The sequence below is a fragment of the Kribbella sp. NPDC104218 genome, assembly GCF_055584105.1.
Genome location: NZ_JBVJMQ010000002.1, coordinates 1,656,182 through 1,671,088 on the forward strand (window position 1 = coordinate 1,656,182; position 14,907 = coordinate 1,671,088).

Annotated in this window: 15 protein-coding genes and 1 pseudogene; 3 read left to right on the forward strand and 13 right to left on the reverse strand. The window is 69.9% G+C overall.

The genetic code is table 11. From position 1 onward, the window contains the following. Positions 1 to 16: 16 nt before the first annotated feature. Positions 17 to 1,111 (reverse strand): homoserine O-acetyltransferase MetX, encoded by a 1,095-nt coding sequence (metX, locus tag ACZ6ZD_RS23590; protein ID WP_465675503.1) that lies wholly within the window; start codon positions 1,109 to 1,111, stop codon positions 17 to 19. After that, a complete protein-coding gene (locus tag ACZ6ZD_RS23595) occupies positions 1,111 to 2,433 on the reverse strand; it encodes a bifunctional o-acetylhomoserine/o-acetylserine sulfhydrylase (protein WP_465675505.1) in 1,323 nt (440 codons plus the stop codon). Before ACZ6ZD_RS23595 ends, metX begins: the two co-directional genes overlap by 1 nt. Positions 2,434 to 2,580: 147 nt before the next feature. On the opposite strand from ACZ6ZD_RS23595, the gene ACZ6ZD_RS23600 reads away from it, so the two are divergent. Next, positions 2,581 to 2,949 (forward strand): VOC family protein, encoded by a 369-nt coding sequence (locus ACZ6ZD_RS23600; protein ID WP_465675507.1) that lies wholly within the window; start codon positions 2,581 to 2,583, stop codon positions 2,947 to 2,949. A gap of 5 nt (positions 2,950 to 2,954) precedes the next feature. On the opposite strand, the gene ACZ6ZD_RS23605 is transcribed toward ACZ6ZD_RS23600, so the two are convergent. Next, positions 2,955 to 3,593, reverse strand: coding sequence for an SGNH/GDSL hydrolase family protein (locus ACZ6ZD_RS23605; RefSeq protein ID WP_465675509.1), 639 nt, complete (start codon positions 3,591 to 3,593; stop codon positions 2,955 to 2,957). Between the two features lie 46 nt (positions 3,594 to 3,639). Between ACZ6ZD_RS23605 and ACZ6ZD_RS23610 the strand changes: the two genes are divergently transcribed. Continuing rightward, positions 3,640 to 4,080: a GNAT family N-acetyltransferase gene (locus tag ACZ6ZD_RS23610; RefSeq protein WP_465675511.1), complete on the forward strand. Its 441-nt coding sequence runs from the start codon at positions 3,640 to 3,642 to the stop codon at positions 4,078 to 4,080. Here ACZ6ZD_RS23610 and ACZ6ZD_RS23615 read toward each other — a convergent pair. The 10 genes from ACZ6ZD_RS23615 to ACZ6ZD_RS23660 form a co-directional block, all read right to left on the reverse strand. Continuing rightward, positions 4,051 to 5,214, reverse strand: a complete 1,164-nt coding sequence (locus ACZ6ZD_RS23615) for an alpha/beta hydrolase family protein (protein ID WP_465675513.1) — start codon at positions 5,212 to 5,214, stop codon at positions 4,051 to 4,053. The two genes, ACZ6ZD_RS23610 and ACZ6ZD_RS23615, sit on opposite strands and share 30 nt — an antisense overlap. Before the next feature lie 61 nt (positions 5,215 to 5,275). Further along, on the reverse strand, positions 5,276 to 6,505 hold the full coding sequence (locus ACZ6ZD_RS23620; protein ID WP_465675515.1) for an MFS transporter: 1,230 nt from the start codon (positions 6,503 to 6,505) through the stop codon (positions 5,276 to 5,278). Further along, positions 6,502 to 6,975: a MarR family winged helix-turn-helix transcriptional regulator gene (locus ACZ6ZD_RS23625; protein ID WP_465675517.1), complete on the reverse strand. Its 474-nt coding sequence runs from the start codon at positions 6,973 to 6,975 to the stop codon at positions 6,502 to 6,504. Before ACZ6ZD_RS23625 ends, ACZ6ZD_RS23620 begins: the two co-directional genes overlap by 4 nt. Positions 6,976 to 7,020: 45 nt before the next feature. Further along, positions 7,021 to 8,007 carry a TolB family protein gene (locus ACZ6ZD_RS23630; protein ID WP_465675519.1) on the reverse strand — a complete coding sequence of 329 codons (987 nt, stop codon included), beginning with the start codon at positions 8,005 to 8,007 and terminating at the stop codon, positions 7,021 to 7,023. Next, positions 8,004 to 9,269 (reverse strand): MFS transporter, encoded by a 1,266-nt coding sequence (locus ACZ6ZD_RS23635; protein ID WP_465675521.1) that lies wholly within the window; start codon positions 9,267 to 9,269, stop codon positions 8,004 to 8,006. Before ACZ6ZD_RS23635 ends, ACZ6ZD_RS23630 begins: the two co-directional genes overlap by 4 nt. A 4-nt stretch (positions 9,270 to 9,273) precedes the next feature. Further along, complete coding sequence (locus ACZ6ZD_RS23640) at positions 9,274 to 10,881, reverse strand: discoidin domain-containing protein (RefSeq protein ID WP_465675523.1); 1,608 nt, start codon at positions 10,879 to 10,881, stop codon at positions 9,274 to 9,276. Positions 10,882 to 10,997: 116 nt separating this feature from the next. Beyond that, positions 10,998 to 12,020, reverse strand: coding sequence for a LacI family DNA-binding transcriptional regulator (locus ACZ6ZD_RS23645; protein ID WP_465675525.1), 1,023 nt, complete (start codon positions 12,018 to 12,020; stop codon positions 10,998 to 11,000). 54 nt (positions 12,021 to 12,074) lie between these two features. After that, complete coding sequence (locus tag ACZ6ZD_RS23650; RefSeq protein ID WP_465675527.1) at positions 12,075 to 12,461, reverse strand: hypothetical protein; 387 nt, start codon at positions 12,459 to 12,461, stop codon at positions 12,075 to 12,077. Positions 12,462 to 12,596: 135 nt separating this feature from the next. After that, positions 12,597 to 13,430: an ABC transporter permease gene (locus ACZ6ZD_RS23655; RefSeq protein WP_465675529.1), complete on the reverse strand. Its 834-nt coding sequence runs from the start codon at positions 13,428 to 13,430 to the stop codon at positions 12,597 to 12,599. Continuing rightward, entirely contained in the window at positions 13,427 to 14,284 is an 858-nt protein-coding gene (locus ACZ6ZD_RS23660; protein ID WP_465675531.1) for an ABC transporter ATP-binding protein, read from the reverse strand. Before ACZ6ZD_RS23660 ends, ACZ6ZD_RS23655 begins: the two co-directional genes overlap by 4 nt. A 111-nt stretch (positions 14,285 to 14,395) precedes the next feature. On the opposite strand from ACZ6ZD_RS23660, the pseudogene ACZ6ZD_RS23665 reads away from it, so the two are divergent. Continuing rightward, a pseudogene (locus ACZ6ZD_RS23665) lies at positions 14,396 to 14,809 on the forward strand (helix-turn-helix domain-containing protein); the annotation flags it as partial. Positions 14,810 to 14,907 lie beyond the last annotated feature (98 nt).

The window sequence follows — 14,907 nt, forward strand, 5'->3', positions numbered from 1 at the left end:
ACCTCCACTCCCCCTCTCAGTGCCCAGCCGTATGCGCGACCTTCGCGAGGGTGCGCGCGACCAGCGCGCCGACCTGGTCGAGCTCGATCAGGAAGCCGTCGTGCCCGTACGGCGAGGCGATCGTGTGGACGCCGTCCGCCTCCGGATAGGCGGCGACCAGCTCGGCCGACAACGACGGCGGGTAGAGCCGGTCGGAGTCGACCGCGGCGACGACCAGACGAGCCTTCAACCCAGCGAGGACGTCGGCGAGCTCGCCGCGACCGCGGGTGATGTCATGACTGTTCATCGCTCGGGTCAGGACGACGTACGAGCCTGGGTCGAAGCGGCCGACCAGCTTGCTCGCATGGTGGTCGAGGTAGGACTCGACGGCGTATCGGCCGCCGCTCGCCGGGTCCTCGCCGGTTTGCGGCGCGCGGCCGAAGCGGGCCGCCAGCTCATACTCCGATCGGTACGTGACATGCGCGATCCGGCGGGCGATCCCGAGCCCGGCGATCGGGGACCGGCCGGTGCCGTAGTAGTCGCCGCCCTGCCAATCGGGGTCGCTGGTGATCGCGGCGAGCTGCGGCGCGCACCACGCGATCTGGTCGGCCGAGGCGTAACCGGTCGAGGCGAGGACGATCGCCGTCCCGACCCGGTCCGGGAACATCAGCGGCCACTCGATCGCGCGCATCCCGCCCATCGAGCCGCCGATCACCGCGGCCCACCGATCGATGCCGAGGGCATCGGCCAGCGCGGCCTCGGCGGTCACCTGGTCGCGGATCGTGATCGCCGGGAACCGGCTCCCCCACGGCCGCCCGTCCGGCGCCGGACCGGCCGGGCCGGTCGTTCCCTGGCAGCCGCCGAGCACATTCGCGGCGACGACGTACCAGTCCTGTGGATCGAGGTACCGGCCGGGCCCGATCAAGCCGTCCCACCACCCCGGTGTCGGCTGTCCGGGCCCGGCCGGCCCGACCACGTGCGCGTCGCCGGTCAGCGCGTGGCAGATCAGGACCGCGTTGTCCGCCCGGGGACGGCCCCAGGTCTCGTACGCGATCCTTGCCCCGGGCAACGTCGTTCCGCCGTCCAGCAGCAGCTCGCCGACGTCGGCGTACCGTCGCCCGGGACCGGTCATCAGGCCGACTTCGCCGCGGCGAAACCGACCTCGAGGTCGGCCAGGATGTCCTCGACGTGCTCGATCCCGACCGCGAGCCGGACCAGGCCGGGCGTCACGCCGGAGGCGAGCTGGTCCTCGGCGGACAGCTGGCTGTGCGTCGTGGACGCCGGGTGGATGACGAGCGAGCGGACGTCGCCGATGTTGGCCACGTGGCTGTGCAGCTGCAGCGCGTCGACGAACCGCTTCCCGGCGTCCACCCCGCCCTTGATCTCGAACGCGACCACGGCGCCGGCGCCGCGCGGGGCGTACTTCTGCGCCAGCGCGTGCCAGGGCGAGGACTCCAGGCTCGCGTAGGCGACGCTGTCCACCTCGTCACGCGCCTCCAGCCACTTGGCCACCTGCAGCGCGTTGTCGACGTGCCGCTCGATCCGCAGCGACAGCGTCTCCAGGCCCTGCGCGATCAGGAACGCGTTGAACGGCGAGACCGCCGGCCCGATGTCGCGCAGCCACTGCACCCGGGCCTTGAGGATGAAGGCCAGGTTGCCGAGGTCGGAGCCGACGCCGAGATCCCGGGCGTAAGTCAGACCGTGGTAGCTCGGGTCGGGGTTGTTGTAACCCGGGAAGCGCTCCGGGTTGGCCGCGTAGTCGAACTTCCCGGAGTCGACGATCACGCCGGCGATCGCCGTCCCGTGGCCGCCGAGGTACTTGGTCGCCGAGTGGACGACGACGTCCGCGCCGTGCTCGATCGGGCGGATCAGGTACGGCGTCGCGACCGTGTTGTCGACCACCAGCGGGACGCCGTACTCGTGCGCGACCCCCGCGACGCCCTCGATGTCCAGGATCTCGCTCTTCGGGTTCGCGATCGTCTCGGCGAAGAACACCTTGGTGTTCGGCCGGATCGCGGCCTTCCAGGACTCCAGGTCGTTCGGGTCCTCGACGAACGACACCTCGATCCCGAGCTTCGGGAACGTGTAGTGGAACAGGTTGTACGTCCCGCCGTACAGGCTCGGGCTGCTCACCACGTGGTCGCCCGCCTCGGCGATGTTCAGCAGTGCGATGGTCTCCGCCGCCTGACCGGAAGCCACCAGCAACGCCGCCGTCCCGCCCTCCAGACTCGCGATCCGCTGCTCGACCGCGTCCTGCGTCGGGTTCTGGATCCGGGTGTAGATGTTCCCGAACTCCTTCAGCCCGAACAGACTCGCCGCGTGATCGGTGCTGTCGAACGTGTACGACGTCGTCTGGTAAATCGGCAACGCGCGAGCCTTCGTCGTCAGGTCCGACGTCTGCCCGGCATGGATCTGCCTGGTCTCGAACGACCAGCTGGGCGCGGTCTCAGTCATGGCTTTCCTCTTCTCGGATCACAGCACGTGACCCAAAGAGTACTAATCCAATCGACTTACTACCCGCAATCTCATTCCCCGGACACCTGTCGATCCGGCGGCGGCCCGTTCGTCAGGTTCCCGAGAGCAACTACTTGGAGGGCACCGATGAAGGCTGACGACATCTTTCCGATCGTGACGACCGGCGATCTGCCGCGGCTGCTGGCGTTCTACGCGGACGGGTTGGGCGGGGCGGAGTACTACCGGATTCCGCAGGAGGGCGCGGCGGCGTACGTGGCGTTGCGGTTCGGGACGGCGTCCTTGGGCCTGGCGGCCGGCCCGGCCACCTCGGTGGCGGAGACGCCGCCGATCGCACTCTGGGTGTATGTCGACGACTGCGACGCGGCGGTCGGCCGGGTTCGTGAGGTGGGCGCCAAGGTGGTTGAGGAGCCCGCCGACCAGCCGTGGGGTGAGCGGATCGCGCGCGTGCAGGACCCGGACGGCAACCAGGTAGTACTGGGCCAGCGAGCGCCGTAGCCGAGCTACTCGGCGGTCGCCAACCGCTCGCAGATGTCCCAGGCGGATTGTTGGAGGAGGGCCGCGGTGTCCGCGTCGAGGCCCTTCACCGGTACGTCGATGCCCACCGGGTCCTCGGTCAGCAAGGCGATCAGGAACACGCACGCGGCCAGGTAGCTGCCGGCGGGCGCCGGGTGGCTGTTGTCCTTGTCGTGCAGCACTGGCGTCTCCTGCTCCTGCAGGAACCGCTCCCACACCGGGCCGACCGGGATCAGCGTCGCGCCCAGCTCGACCGCGCTCCCGGCGTACGCCGAGGTCAGCGCGGCCTGCGTTTCCGGTGCGTTCCGCCGGGCCCAGGTCAGGTAGAGCGCCGTCCGCGCTCCAGCTGCCTGGATCGCCGCGTCGAACTCCCGCGCGCTCTCCCGAAACCGCTCCGGACTCTTGATCGGCAGCGTGCTCTGCTCCTGCAGGACGACGACGTCGTACTCGCCGGTCACGATCGCCGCCGGCGCCTTTCCGGCGTTCAGATGCTGCCGGAGCGAGGCGCCGCCCGCCTGGATCAGGGTCGACGACACGTCGATCCCCCGCGCCGCGGCCAGCCCCTTCAACATCCCGGGCAGGTTGTTCCGCGCCGTGAAGCTGTTCCCCACAAAGAGAATTCGCACCCTCCAGACGGTACCGGTTGACCCGGACAGGATGTTGGCTGGACGGATGCAGATCATTCGGGTCCACGACGAGGCGACCCTGCTCGACTGGCAGCAGGTGCACAACGTGATCGTTCCGCCGGCGGCGCTCACGCTGGACGAGGTGCGGGAGCGCGCCGAGCGGAACGTCCTCGAGGTTGCGTACGACGACGGCGTGCTGGTCGGCTGCTCGACGGTGCGGCCGCCGTCCGAGGAGACACCGGCCGCGACGGTGATCGCGCGGGTGCTGCCGGAGTACCGGCGCCGCGGCTTCGGCGAGGAGCTGTACCAGCACTGCCTGCAGCAAACCCACGGGCCGGTCGAGACCCATATCCTGGCCACCAACGCCGACGGGCTGAAGTTCGCGCTGGCCCACGGTTTCGTCGAGGTCGAGCGCTACCTGCTCCCCGGCGACTCAGTTCCGTTCGTCGAGCTGCGGCTAGACGAACTTGACCGGGAAGCGCGGTGACTCCTTGCGGAGCAGCGGTTGCGGGCGGTGTTTGAGGAACTGGTCGAAGGACGCCGCCAGGTAGGCCCGTTGCGCCGCGACGCTCTGGGCCGGGTCGACCAGACCGACCAGATCGGTGACCGGCTTCGGCTCCAGGTTGTGGATCTTGGCCAGCCGCGGGGCGAAGACCTGATAGTCGGCGAAGGAGCCGTGGGCGCCTTCCGGGATGCGCAGGTTGAGTTTCCAGCCGCGCTGGTTGGCCCAGAAACTGGTCCAGGACGGGTCGTTCTGGTCGCCGGCGATCGGCAGCCGTGAGTGCTCGGCGGCGCCGAACAGCAGGAACGGCCGATCCAGACCGCGCTTGGCGACCTCGCTCAGCTCGCCGACCGGGAAGCCGTACTGCAGGGCGCCGTCCAGGTTGACCCCGACGGCGACCCGGCGGTCGGTGCGCATGGTCTCGGCCGCGGCGAAGCCGCCGAGGGAGTAGCCGAACATGCCGATCCGGCGCAGGTCCATCGAGCCCGCGAACGGCAGCCGGCCGAGGTTGTTCAGCACGAACCGGATATCGGCGAGCCGGACGTCGAGGACCGGCCTGATCTCTTCGGTCGGCAGAAGCTCCGGGACGACGCGGCCGCCGGGGAACTCGACCGCTGCCTCGCCGGTGTGGTCGATGGTGACGACGACGTACCCACGACTCACCAGGTCCTCGACCTGCGCCGTCCCCAGCAGGCGTGACGTGCGGAAACCAGGTGAGTAGAGCAGCACCGGATGGCGCCCGATCGGGTGCGCGTCGGCCCGTGCGTGCGTCGGCGTCCCGGCGTAATCGACGCGGCCAGGCGCGAGGCCGAGGTAGGTGCCCAGCTCGTCGGCGAGCGGCTTCGCGACCAGGGACGGCGCGTACGGAACCCGGCGTCCAGGACCGGGGCGGGCCGGGTACCAGACGCTGATCATCAGCTCGCGGCGGCGCTCGGGGCGCCACGCGTCGGCGCGGGATTTGTCCACGAGCTGCACCGCGCGGGTGCCGATCGCGTACGGTCCGGTCGGCGCGGGAAGGACCAGCTTGGTGGGTGGATTGGCGGCTGCGGCGGGCAGGGTCGTCGCCGCCACAGAGCCGGCGACGACGGTGAGCAAGGTACGGCGTCCGATGGTCGTCATGGGCCGTACCCTGCCCGGCATCGCTGTCAGCAGGGATCCACCCAGGGGGTGATCTCGACCCCTAGGGGACGTCAGCCGGTACGACGTTCTTCCGCAGCCCGGGTGTGGTCACCGCGACCGCGACGACCGCGGCGACGCACAGGACCGCGCCGGACACGAGCGCCGTCATCGGCGAGGTGAACTGCGCGGTGACGCCGCCACGGACGTTGCCCAGATTGGGCCCCGCGCTACCGACGATCTGCTCAGCGGCGGCCACGCGACCGAGCAGCTCGTTCGGAGTGTGCAGCTGCACAATAGTGCTGCGGGCAACGACCGAGACCGTGTCCGCGGCGCCAGCCGCCGCGAGGAAGGCCAACGCCACCCACGGGTTCGGGGCGAACGCGAACAGCCCGAGCGCGACTCCCCAGCTGCCGGCTCCGACGAGCATCACCACGCCCGGTCGCGGCAAGCGCGTGAACGATCCGGACAGCACCGACGCAATCACTCCCCCGACCGCGATCGCCGTCAGGAACAGCCCGAGCGTCCGCGGGTCGTTCCCGAACCGTTCGGCGTTGATCGCCGGGAACAGGCTGATCGGCATCGACAGCACGGTGACCGCGAGATCGGTGATGAGCGCGCCGCGGATCACCGGCGTCGATGCCACGAACGCGAGCCCGTCCGCGATTCCGCGCAGCCCCGGCCGGACCTCGCCCTCGACCGCGAGCCGCGGGAGACCGAGAACGCCGTACAAGACGCCGATGAACGTCAGGCAGTCGATCAGGTACGCCGTCCCCGGACCCCAGGCGCCGACGATCACGCCGCCGACCGCCGGGCCGACCAGCGTCGCGCCCTGGAACGCGATCCGGTTCAGCGCGATCCCGCCGGCCAGGAGCTCACGCGGCAGCAACTGCGGCAGGACGCTGCGGGCGACCGGCCCGGACACCGCGCCGAACGCCGACTGGACCGCGATGACGCCGAGCAACGCACCGGCCGGCATCGCACCGGTCACCAGCTGGGCGGCCAGGGCGACGGCCGCGAGAAGGGACCCGATCGTGGCGATCAGGTAGAGCCGGCGACGCTCGAACCGATCGACCGCGGCCCCGGCGAACAGGCCGAGCACGATCAGCGGCAACGCCTTCGCGAGCCCGACGGCGCCCGTCCAGATCGTGCTGTTCGTCTGATCCCAGATCTGGACCAGCACCGCGACGAAGGCCAGCTGCGCGCCGAACATCGACACCACCTGGCCGATCCACAGCCGGCGGAACGCGGGCGAGACCCGCAACGGCTCGAGATCGATCAGGAACCGCTTCACGACGAGGCCAGCTTGGCGGCGATCCGATCGTGGAAGCTCGTCCGCGCGAGCGCGGCCTCGATATCGCGGACCACCCGGCTCATCGGGTACGGCAGCTCGGCCTCGAGCTCGGCGATCGCCGCCTCGGTCGCCCGCCACTCGGCCGCCAGCAACTCGACCAGCCCGCGCGCCTTCGGCGTCAAGCTGACCAGCTTGTTCCGCGCGTCCGCCCCCGGCGCCGTCCGGACCAGCCCGGCCTGACGCATCGCGGCCACCTTCTGACTGAGCGCCGAGTGCGTCCGCCCGACCGACTCAGCCAGCTCCGTGATCGTCATCGGCCCGCGCAGATGCAGCCGCAACAGCTCCATCACCCACGTCGGCTTGACCCCCTCGACGTCACGCTCGGTATAGATCCGCGCGATATCGCCGTCCATCCGCGCCAGCAACTCGTGCAGCGCCCGCCACTGACTCTGTTCGGTCGGATCATCCATCCCGGAATCATAACAGCACTTATATAAGTGCTGTTATGATCGGAGCTACTGCAGGCCGCCCAGGGACGGGCTGGTGGCGTCGCTGATCAGCAGGGTGGGTGGTTTGGTGAGGCTGGTGGACCAGATGTCGGTCTTCCCGTCGTCGGTGCGGATCGGGTAGATGAGGGTGTTGTCGTCCTTCCAGACCGGCTGGTCGTCGAGTTGGCGGTCGTCGGCCGGGTGGGTGATCTTGCGGGTGGCCAGCTCCATGACGGCGAGCCGCCATTTGCCGTCGCCGATCTTCTGTTTGTAGGCGATCCGGCGGCCGTCCGGCGACAGCGACGGACACTCGACGTTCTGGGCGATCGCCTCGCCCTGGTAGGCGGCGAAGTCGACGTCGATCAGGTAGGTCTTGCCCTTACTCGCCATCGTCACGTAGAACCGCTTGCCGGCGGCATCGAAAGTGATCCCCCAGAAGTTCACGTCGGAGGCGAAGTAGCGCTTGCCGTCGATGAAGATCGGCAGCTGCTCGACCGTCTTGGTGAGCTGGTCGGTGTCCAGGTTGTACATCCCCGTCCGGGTGGAGAAGCCGGACGCCGCGTACGAGTCGCCGCTGACGAACAGGGTCCAGTTCACGATCCGGCCGTTGGGCGCGACGCGCGCGCGGCTCGGCGTCCCGGGCAGGGTCTCCTCGTGGACGACGGCCAGGTTCCGATCCAGGACGAGGATGTCGGTCAGCGGCGGCAGGGCCGCGGGCTGGAGTCGCAGACAGATCGCCGTACCCCGTGCTGCGGCGAACCGATCGCAGGACAACTCCCCCACCCGCCGCGCGGTCCCGGGGTCGGCGGCCGGGACCGCGGCCAGCTTGCCCTGATCGGGCCCGGCGGCCAGATTGCGGAAGAACAGCGCAGTCCGGTCGAGGTGCAAGGCCGCATCCTTGACCACCGGGACGGCGTTCGTCGCGGCGCCGGTGTTCCGCGCGGAGACGACGTACGCGACGGCGCCGCCGAGCAGGACGGCGATCCCGACCGCCAGGCTGATCAGTCGTCTCATCGGATGGCCTCCAAGGGTCGGCGGATCGCGGCGGCCAGCGTGACCACCAGCAACGCCGCGGTGATGGCGAGCAGCGCGGGTTTGACGTCCCAGACCGTCCAGAGCAGGCCGACCGTGACGGCCGAGGCCATCCGGGCGAGCGCCTGACCGGTCTGCAGGACGGCGAGGCCGGTCGCGCGGAGATGTTCGGGCAGCATCGGCCCGGCCGCGGCCGGCAGGACGCCGTCCGTCGCGGCGTAGAACGCGCCGTGCAACGCCAGCACCAGCCACCACGTGCCGACCGGGCCGAAGATCAGCACCAGCGCGGCGACCAGCGCCAGGTGGCCGGCGATGAACACCTTCCAGCGGCCGATCCGGTCGCCGAGCTTGCCGAGCGGGATCGCCAACAGGATGAACGTGCCCGCGGTGCCGATCGGCAGCAACGGGAAGAAGTGGGTGTCGAGATCCCAGCGCCGCTGCAGAGCCAGGTAGACGAACGAGTCGGTGATCGTGAACAGCCCCAGCGCTGCCGCCCAGACACAGCAGCGTCGGAAACTTGCCTCCCGCAACAGATTGAGCGACTCGCGGATCGACGGCCGGTTACTGGTCTGCTTCGCCCGTTGATGATTGGGCGCCAGTGCCAGCAGGATCAGTACCGCGCAGGTGGCCAGCGCGAAGCTGGTCACGAAGACCGCGTTGTAGTTGTTCAGAGCAAGGAACAGGATCGCGGCCGCGACCAGCGGGCCGAGGAAGGCGCCGATCGTGTCCAGCGTGCGATGGACGCCGAACGCGCGACCCTGCTCGGCCGGCGGCGTCGACAACGAGATCATCGCGTCCCGGGGCGCGGTGCGGATCCCCTTGCCGGCCCGGTCGACAGCCAGCACGGCGCCGATCGCGGGGACCGACGAGCCGGCCGCGAGGAAGCCGAGTTTGGCGACCGCGGACAAGCCGTAGCCGAACCCGGCGATCGCCTTCAGGCGCTGCCAGCGGTCGGCGAGATGTCCGCCGACGAGCCGCAGGACGGCGGTCGCGCCGGCGTACAGGCCGTCGAGGAGGCCGAACTGCAGCGGGTTCAGGCCGAGGCCGAAGACCAGGTAGAGCGGCAGGATCGCCGTCACCATCTCGGCCGAGATGTCGGTGACCAGGCTGACGATCCCCAGCACGAGGACGGTCCCGGGGACGCGGGACAGCAGCTTCGACCGCCGGGACGGCGGCTGGTCGGTGGATTCGGGGGTCGCCCGGGCCGCGGCTTGGTCCGCGGCCCGGGTTCCGGCGAGGTACATGACCTCAGCCCTTCGCCTTGCAGGTGTAGGTCGGGCTGCTGTCGAGGACCTCGTTGTTGAGGCCGATCAGCTGCGAGGTCCAGGAGTTCTCGGTCATGGTCAGCTTCAGGACGCCGTACGAGACCATCCGCTTGGCCGTCCGGGACTTGGCCGGGCCGAGCTTGTACGGGCTGGCGCCGGCCATCCCGCCGATGATCTGGACGGTGCCCTTGGCCTCGTCGACACTGCCGGAGTTGTTGACCGGGTAGAACCGCTCGTAGTGGTGGTCGTGACCGGTCAGCACCAGGTCGACCTTGTTGTCGGTCATCACCTTCCACAGGTCGACGCCGTCCGGGTTGTCGCCGCGCTCACCCGTGCTCCAGCGCGGGTGGTGGTAGTACGTGACGACACACGGCTTGGTGTTCGCCGCCAGGTCGGCCTTCAGCCACGTCATCTGGGCCGGCTCCGCGAGCTTCTCCGAGGTGGCGAAGTCGTTGGAGTCGAGGGCGACGAAGTGCCAGTTGCCCTTCTCCCAGCTGTAGTAGCGCTTGCCGTTCGGTTTCGCGATCGCGCCGAAGTACTTCTCGTACCCGCTGAACGCGGGCGAGTCGTAGGACTCGTGGTTCCCCGCGCTGGGCTTCATGATGCTCTTGTACTTGCCCCAGGTCTTGTCGAAGTAGTTCTGGAAGTCGGACAGATGGGCGTCGTCGTACTGGTTGTCGCCCATCGTGATGATGTTGACCGGCTTGATGGTCTCGATCAGCTTGGCCGTCTTCGGGTGGATGCAGCTGGAGTCGGACGCCGTGCACTGCCGGGCGATGTCACCCGCGGCCGCGAGCACGAAGCTCCCACCGCCGCTGCCCGGGCTGGTCTTGACGCTGAGCGCCGTACTGGCCGCCGAGACGTTGCCGGCCAGATCGCGGGCACGCACGGTGTAGCTGTACGTCGTGTCCCCGGTCAGCCCGGTGTCGGTGTACGACGGGCTGTCCGTCGTCCCGACCTGGGTGCCGTTGCGGAGGACGTCGTACCCGGTGACGCCGACGTTGTCGGTGGACGCCGTCCAGCTCAGGGCGACCGTGCTGGCCGTGACCGCGGTGCTCTTCAGACCGGTCGGGACCGTCGGCGCCTGAGTGTCACCCGACGAGCTGCCCTCGCCGTACACCTCGGCCTCGAACAGCGAGTAGCCGTACGTCGTCCCGCGCTTGGTGCCGACGATCCGGACGTAGCGGCCGGTGCCGTTCAGCCCGGTGATGTCGTCGGTCTTGCCGTTCTGATTGGTAAGGCTCTTGACAGTACTGAACGTGGTGCCGTCATTGGACACCTCGATCCGGTAATCCTTGCCGTAGGCGGCCTCCCAGGTGAGTTTGACGCGGTGAATTGCGGCTTGCTGGCCGAGATCGACCCGCAGCCATTGCGGATCGACGCCTTCGGCGCTGGCCCAGCGCGTCGACGAATCGCCGTCGAACGCCTTGTCAGCAGTGAAGGTGCCGTCCTCGACGCTCGAGGCCAGCGCGGGTTTTCCCTGGGACAAGAGGGAATCGGCCTGGGTGCTGGCGACGGCCGCCGTGCCGCCGACCGCGGCCACCAGGGCCATCGGCAACAGGGCTGACCACCGGCGCATACGCTTGCTCATACAACCTCCGTGGGGCGCAGCGGAGAAAATTGTTAGGAAGGTTACCTAACAGTTGAGGCATAGGTAACCCCCAGACGAACTGTTTCGTCAACGGATGGAGTCCGACTTTTTCTGATTCAGTCGTTTGAGCGGGTGGTGCCGCGCAGCACGAGCGCCGCCGGCACGATCAGCTCCTGCGGCACGGCCGGCGGCTCACCGGCCAGCCGCGCGAGCAACAGCCGGGCGATCGCCGCGGCCATCTGGTCGTGGCCGGGATTGATCGTCGACAACGACGGCACCAGGTAGGCCGCCTCGTCCAGATCGTCGAAGCCGATCAGCTCGACATCGGCCGGGACGCGCAGCCCCGCGTCGGCCAGCGCGCGCAGGGCGCCGATCGCTACGACGTCGGTCAGCGCGAACACCGCACCGAAGGCGATACCGCGATCGAGCAACGACCGGACGGCGTCGTACCCGTCCTGGAGACCGAAGCGGCACTGGACGTTCAGCGCGGGATCGATCGGGACGCCGGCCGCGTGGTGCGCGAGCGCGTAACCCTGGGCCCGCAGGGCGGGCATGGTCGCCACGCCGCCCGGGTCGCCGCCGAGCATCGCGATCCGGCGGTTGCCGCCGGCCAGCAGGTGTGCGACCGCCTGGCGGGCGCCGTCAACGTTGTCCATCATCACGTGGTCGAAGCGCGACGGCAGCGCGCGCTCGCCGATCATCACGACCGGGGCGTCGGTGCCGATCCCGGTCAGCTCGCCGGGGTCGAGGTCGACCACGCTGAGGATCAGGCCGTCGTACATCCGCAGCCGGGAGAATGCCACGGCGTCCAGTTCACCTTCGCGGCTGGCGCCCGTCCGCTCCATCACGATCCGCAGGCCGTGCGCCTCGAACCGGTCCGCCAGCCGGCCGGCGAGCTGCGCGAAGTACGGGCGCTCGAGCTCGGGCACCGCGAGCCCGACGACGCCGGTCCGGCCCGCGCGCAGGTGCCGCGCGGCCAGGTTGACCTGGTAGCCGAGCTCACTGATCGCCGCCAGCACCCGCTCCCGCGTCGCCGCGCCGACCCGCGGCCGGCCGTTGACGACGTTGGACACGGTCATCGTCGACACCCCCGCCGTCCGGGCGACGTCGGCCATCGTCACCACGGCGGACTTCTTCACGCCGTCCAGACTAGGTCCTGGTCGTGCGACCCGTTCGCGGGTGGGCGGGTTTGATCAGGAACCGACCTCGGCGCGGCGCTGGCGGGCGGCGCCCAGCGCGAACCCCGCGAGCGCGATCGCGACGCCGCCGACGGCCAGGCCGGCGACGATCGTGCCGCGCTGGTCGAGCTGGGTGTCGCACTGCATCGGAGTGATCCCCTTGTTCGGTGACAGCACCGAACCGCAGTCGATGTTGTCCACCTGGACGCCGCCCAGGGCGAACACCAGCCCGGCGAGCAGCAGGACCACCCCCACCGCGCCGAGGACCTTGCTCAGCACTTGCCGTCCCGCACCGCGCAACCTCCAGCTGTCCGGTTCCGCGGCGTCCGGCTGGGCGCCGTTCCAGGGATGACGGCGCCAGGAGACGACCACGTCGTCCTGGTCAGACCCGGCATAACTCATTCACGCTCCCTGGACGCTCGTCAGATTTGATCAAATCTAACGCGCCTAGCCGCGGCGCATGAAGCCCAGGCCCGGGCTGGGGGTCAATCTTCACTCACATCTAACGATCCATCCGGCGGGAATGTTCACCTCGTTTCAGCCGACGGAACGGCGCAGCGCCCGCTCCCGCCGGGCGGCCACCACCGAGCCCGACTCCCGGCGCGCCATCCGGCGCAGGACGACCGGCGCCAGCAGCAGACCGGCCACCGCCCAGAGCCCGAGCACCCCGGCCGTCTCGAGGTGCCGCCAGGACTGGCCCAGCTCCACCGAGACCGCCTCCGGCGGCAGCAGCGCCGACCGCATTCCGAGCCCCATCCAGTAGATCGGCGTGAGCTGGCCCAGCCACTCCAGCCAGGCCGGCAGCGCGCTGATCGGGTAGAAGATGCCGGAGATCGCGATGAACCCGAGCATCGGCAGCTGGATCAGCCCTTGCGCCGGCGCCGACGTGAACACCGAACCGAGTACCGCCCCGATCGGCAACGTCGCCACCAGCCCGAGCGCCAGCACCCAGGCCAGCGTCGTCCAGCCGGCGGCGGTCACGCTCAAACCGCCGACGATGAACAACCCCGGCACCAGCACGATCACCAGATCCACCAGCACCGATCCCGCCACCGAGACCACCTTCCCGACCAGGTACCCCACCATCCCGTACGGCGTCGCCTTCGCCCGCAGCAACGTCCCGTCGCCCCGATCGGCCGTCAACTGCTGGCTGACCGCGACCATCCCCATCGCCGCGTTCATCCCCAGCACACTCGCCAGCACGAACGCCCCCAACACCAATCCCCCGAACTCCCGATCCCGCAAGAACCACATCCCCGCAACCGTCAACCCCGGCCACAACAAATGCCCCACCAACTCAGACCCATTGGTGAACGACTGCCGCAACTCGATCCACCCTCGCCGAACCCCAGCCCGCACCGCCGTCCTCATGACTGCACTCCGTTCACCAGGGCCAGGTAGGCGTCTTCGAGGGTTGGGCGGTGGACTTCGAGGTTTTGGAGGGCTTGGCCGTGTTGGGTGAAGAGGGTGTGGACGAAGGGGGTTGAGTCGGTGGTTCGGTGGTGGAAGTGCTGGTTGCCGAGGGTGTAGCGGACGTCGTGGGGAGCGGTGATGGCGGCGGTGAGGTCGGTGGGGGTGCCGGCCGCGACGATGCGGCCGGCGGTGAGGATGAGGATGCGATCGGCCAGGCGCGCGGCTTCGGGGAGGTCGTGGGTGGTCAGCAGGACGGTCGTTCGGTGGTCGGCGGCCAGACTGCTGATCAGGTCGTGGAACTCGCGGCGCGCGGCCGGATCGAAGCCGGTGGTGGGCTCGTCGAGGAAGAGGAGCTCCGGACGGCCGACCAGGCCGATCGCGACGTCGAGCCGACGGCGCTGGCCGCCGGACAGGGTGCGGACCTTCTGGCGGGCGCTCGCGGTCAGGCCGACCGCGGCGAGCAGTTCGTCGGCCGGCCAGGGCCGATCGGCGCCGTACGGCGTGTAGTAGGTGCCGAGGTGTTCGAGCAGTTCGCGCACTCGCCAGTTGCCGTGGTCGCGCCACGACTGCAGGACGATGCCGATCCGCGCCCGCCAGCGTTCGCCGGCCGCGGCCGGATCGACCCCGAGGACCTCGACGTGGCCGGCCGACCGGAGCCGGAAACCTTCCAGGATCTCGATCGTCGTGCTCTTGCCGGCGCCGTTCGGCCCGAGTAGCGCGACCACCTCGCCCGCCCGCGCCTGGAACGAGACATCGTGCAGGACGTCGGTGTCGCCGTAGCGCATCCGCAGACCGTCAACCATCAGAACCATGCCCTGAAAGTAGTGTTGCGTTCACAGCACCGGAAAGCTCAATCGACCCGATCTGTGCAACCATATGAAGGTGAATGCACTATTGTTGCAATGAGTTGAAGGTGAATGCAGATGCCTGGTGGACGCCTCACCCAGACCGAGCGGCGCGCGATCGCGACCGGCCTCGGCCACGGTCTCGGGTACGCCGAGATCGGCCGCCGGCTCGAGCGTCCGACGTCCACGATCAGCCGGGAGGTCGCCCGCAACGGCGGCGCCCGCGGCTACCGCCCGGATCACGCGCACTACGCGACCTCGGCCCGGGCCCGCCGCCGCCGTCCGCGTCCGGAGGCCGTGCCCGACGAGCGCCATGAGTACGCCGAGCAGTTCGCCGCGATCATGGTCGACGGCGGTCTCCCCCGGATGGCGGCACGCGTGCTGGCCCGGCTCTACACCGCGGACGGCCGCAGCGTCACCGCGGCCGAGCTGGTCGCGGCGCTGCAGGTCAGCCCGGCTTCGGTCTCCAAGGCGATCGGCTACCTGGAGCGGGGGGGGGGGGGGGGGGGGGGGGGGGGGGGGGGGGGTGGGCGGGGGGGGGGGGGGGGGGGGGGGGGGGGGGGGGGGGGGGGGGGGGGTGGGGGGGGCGT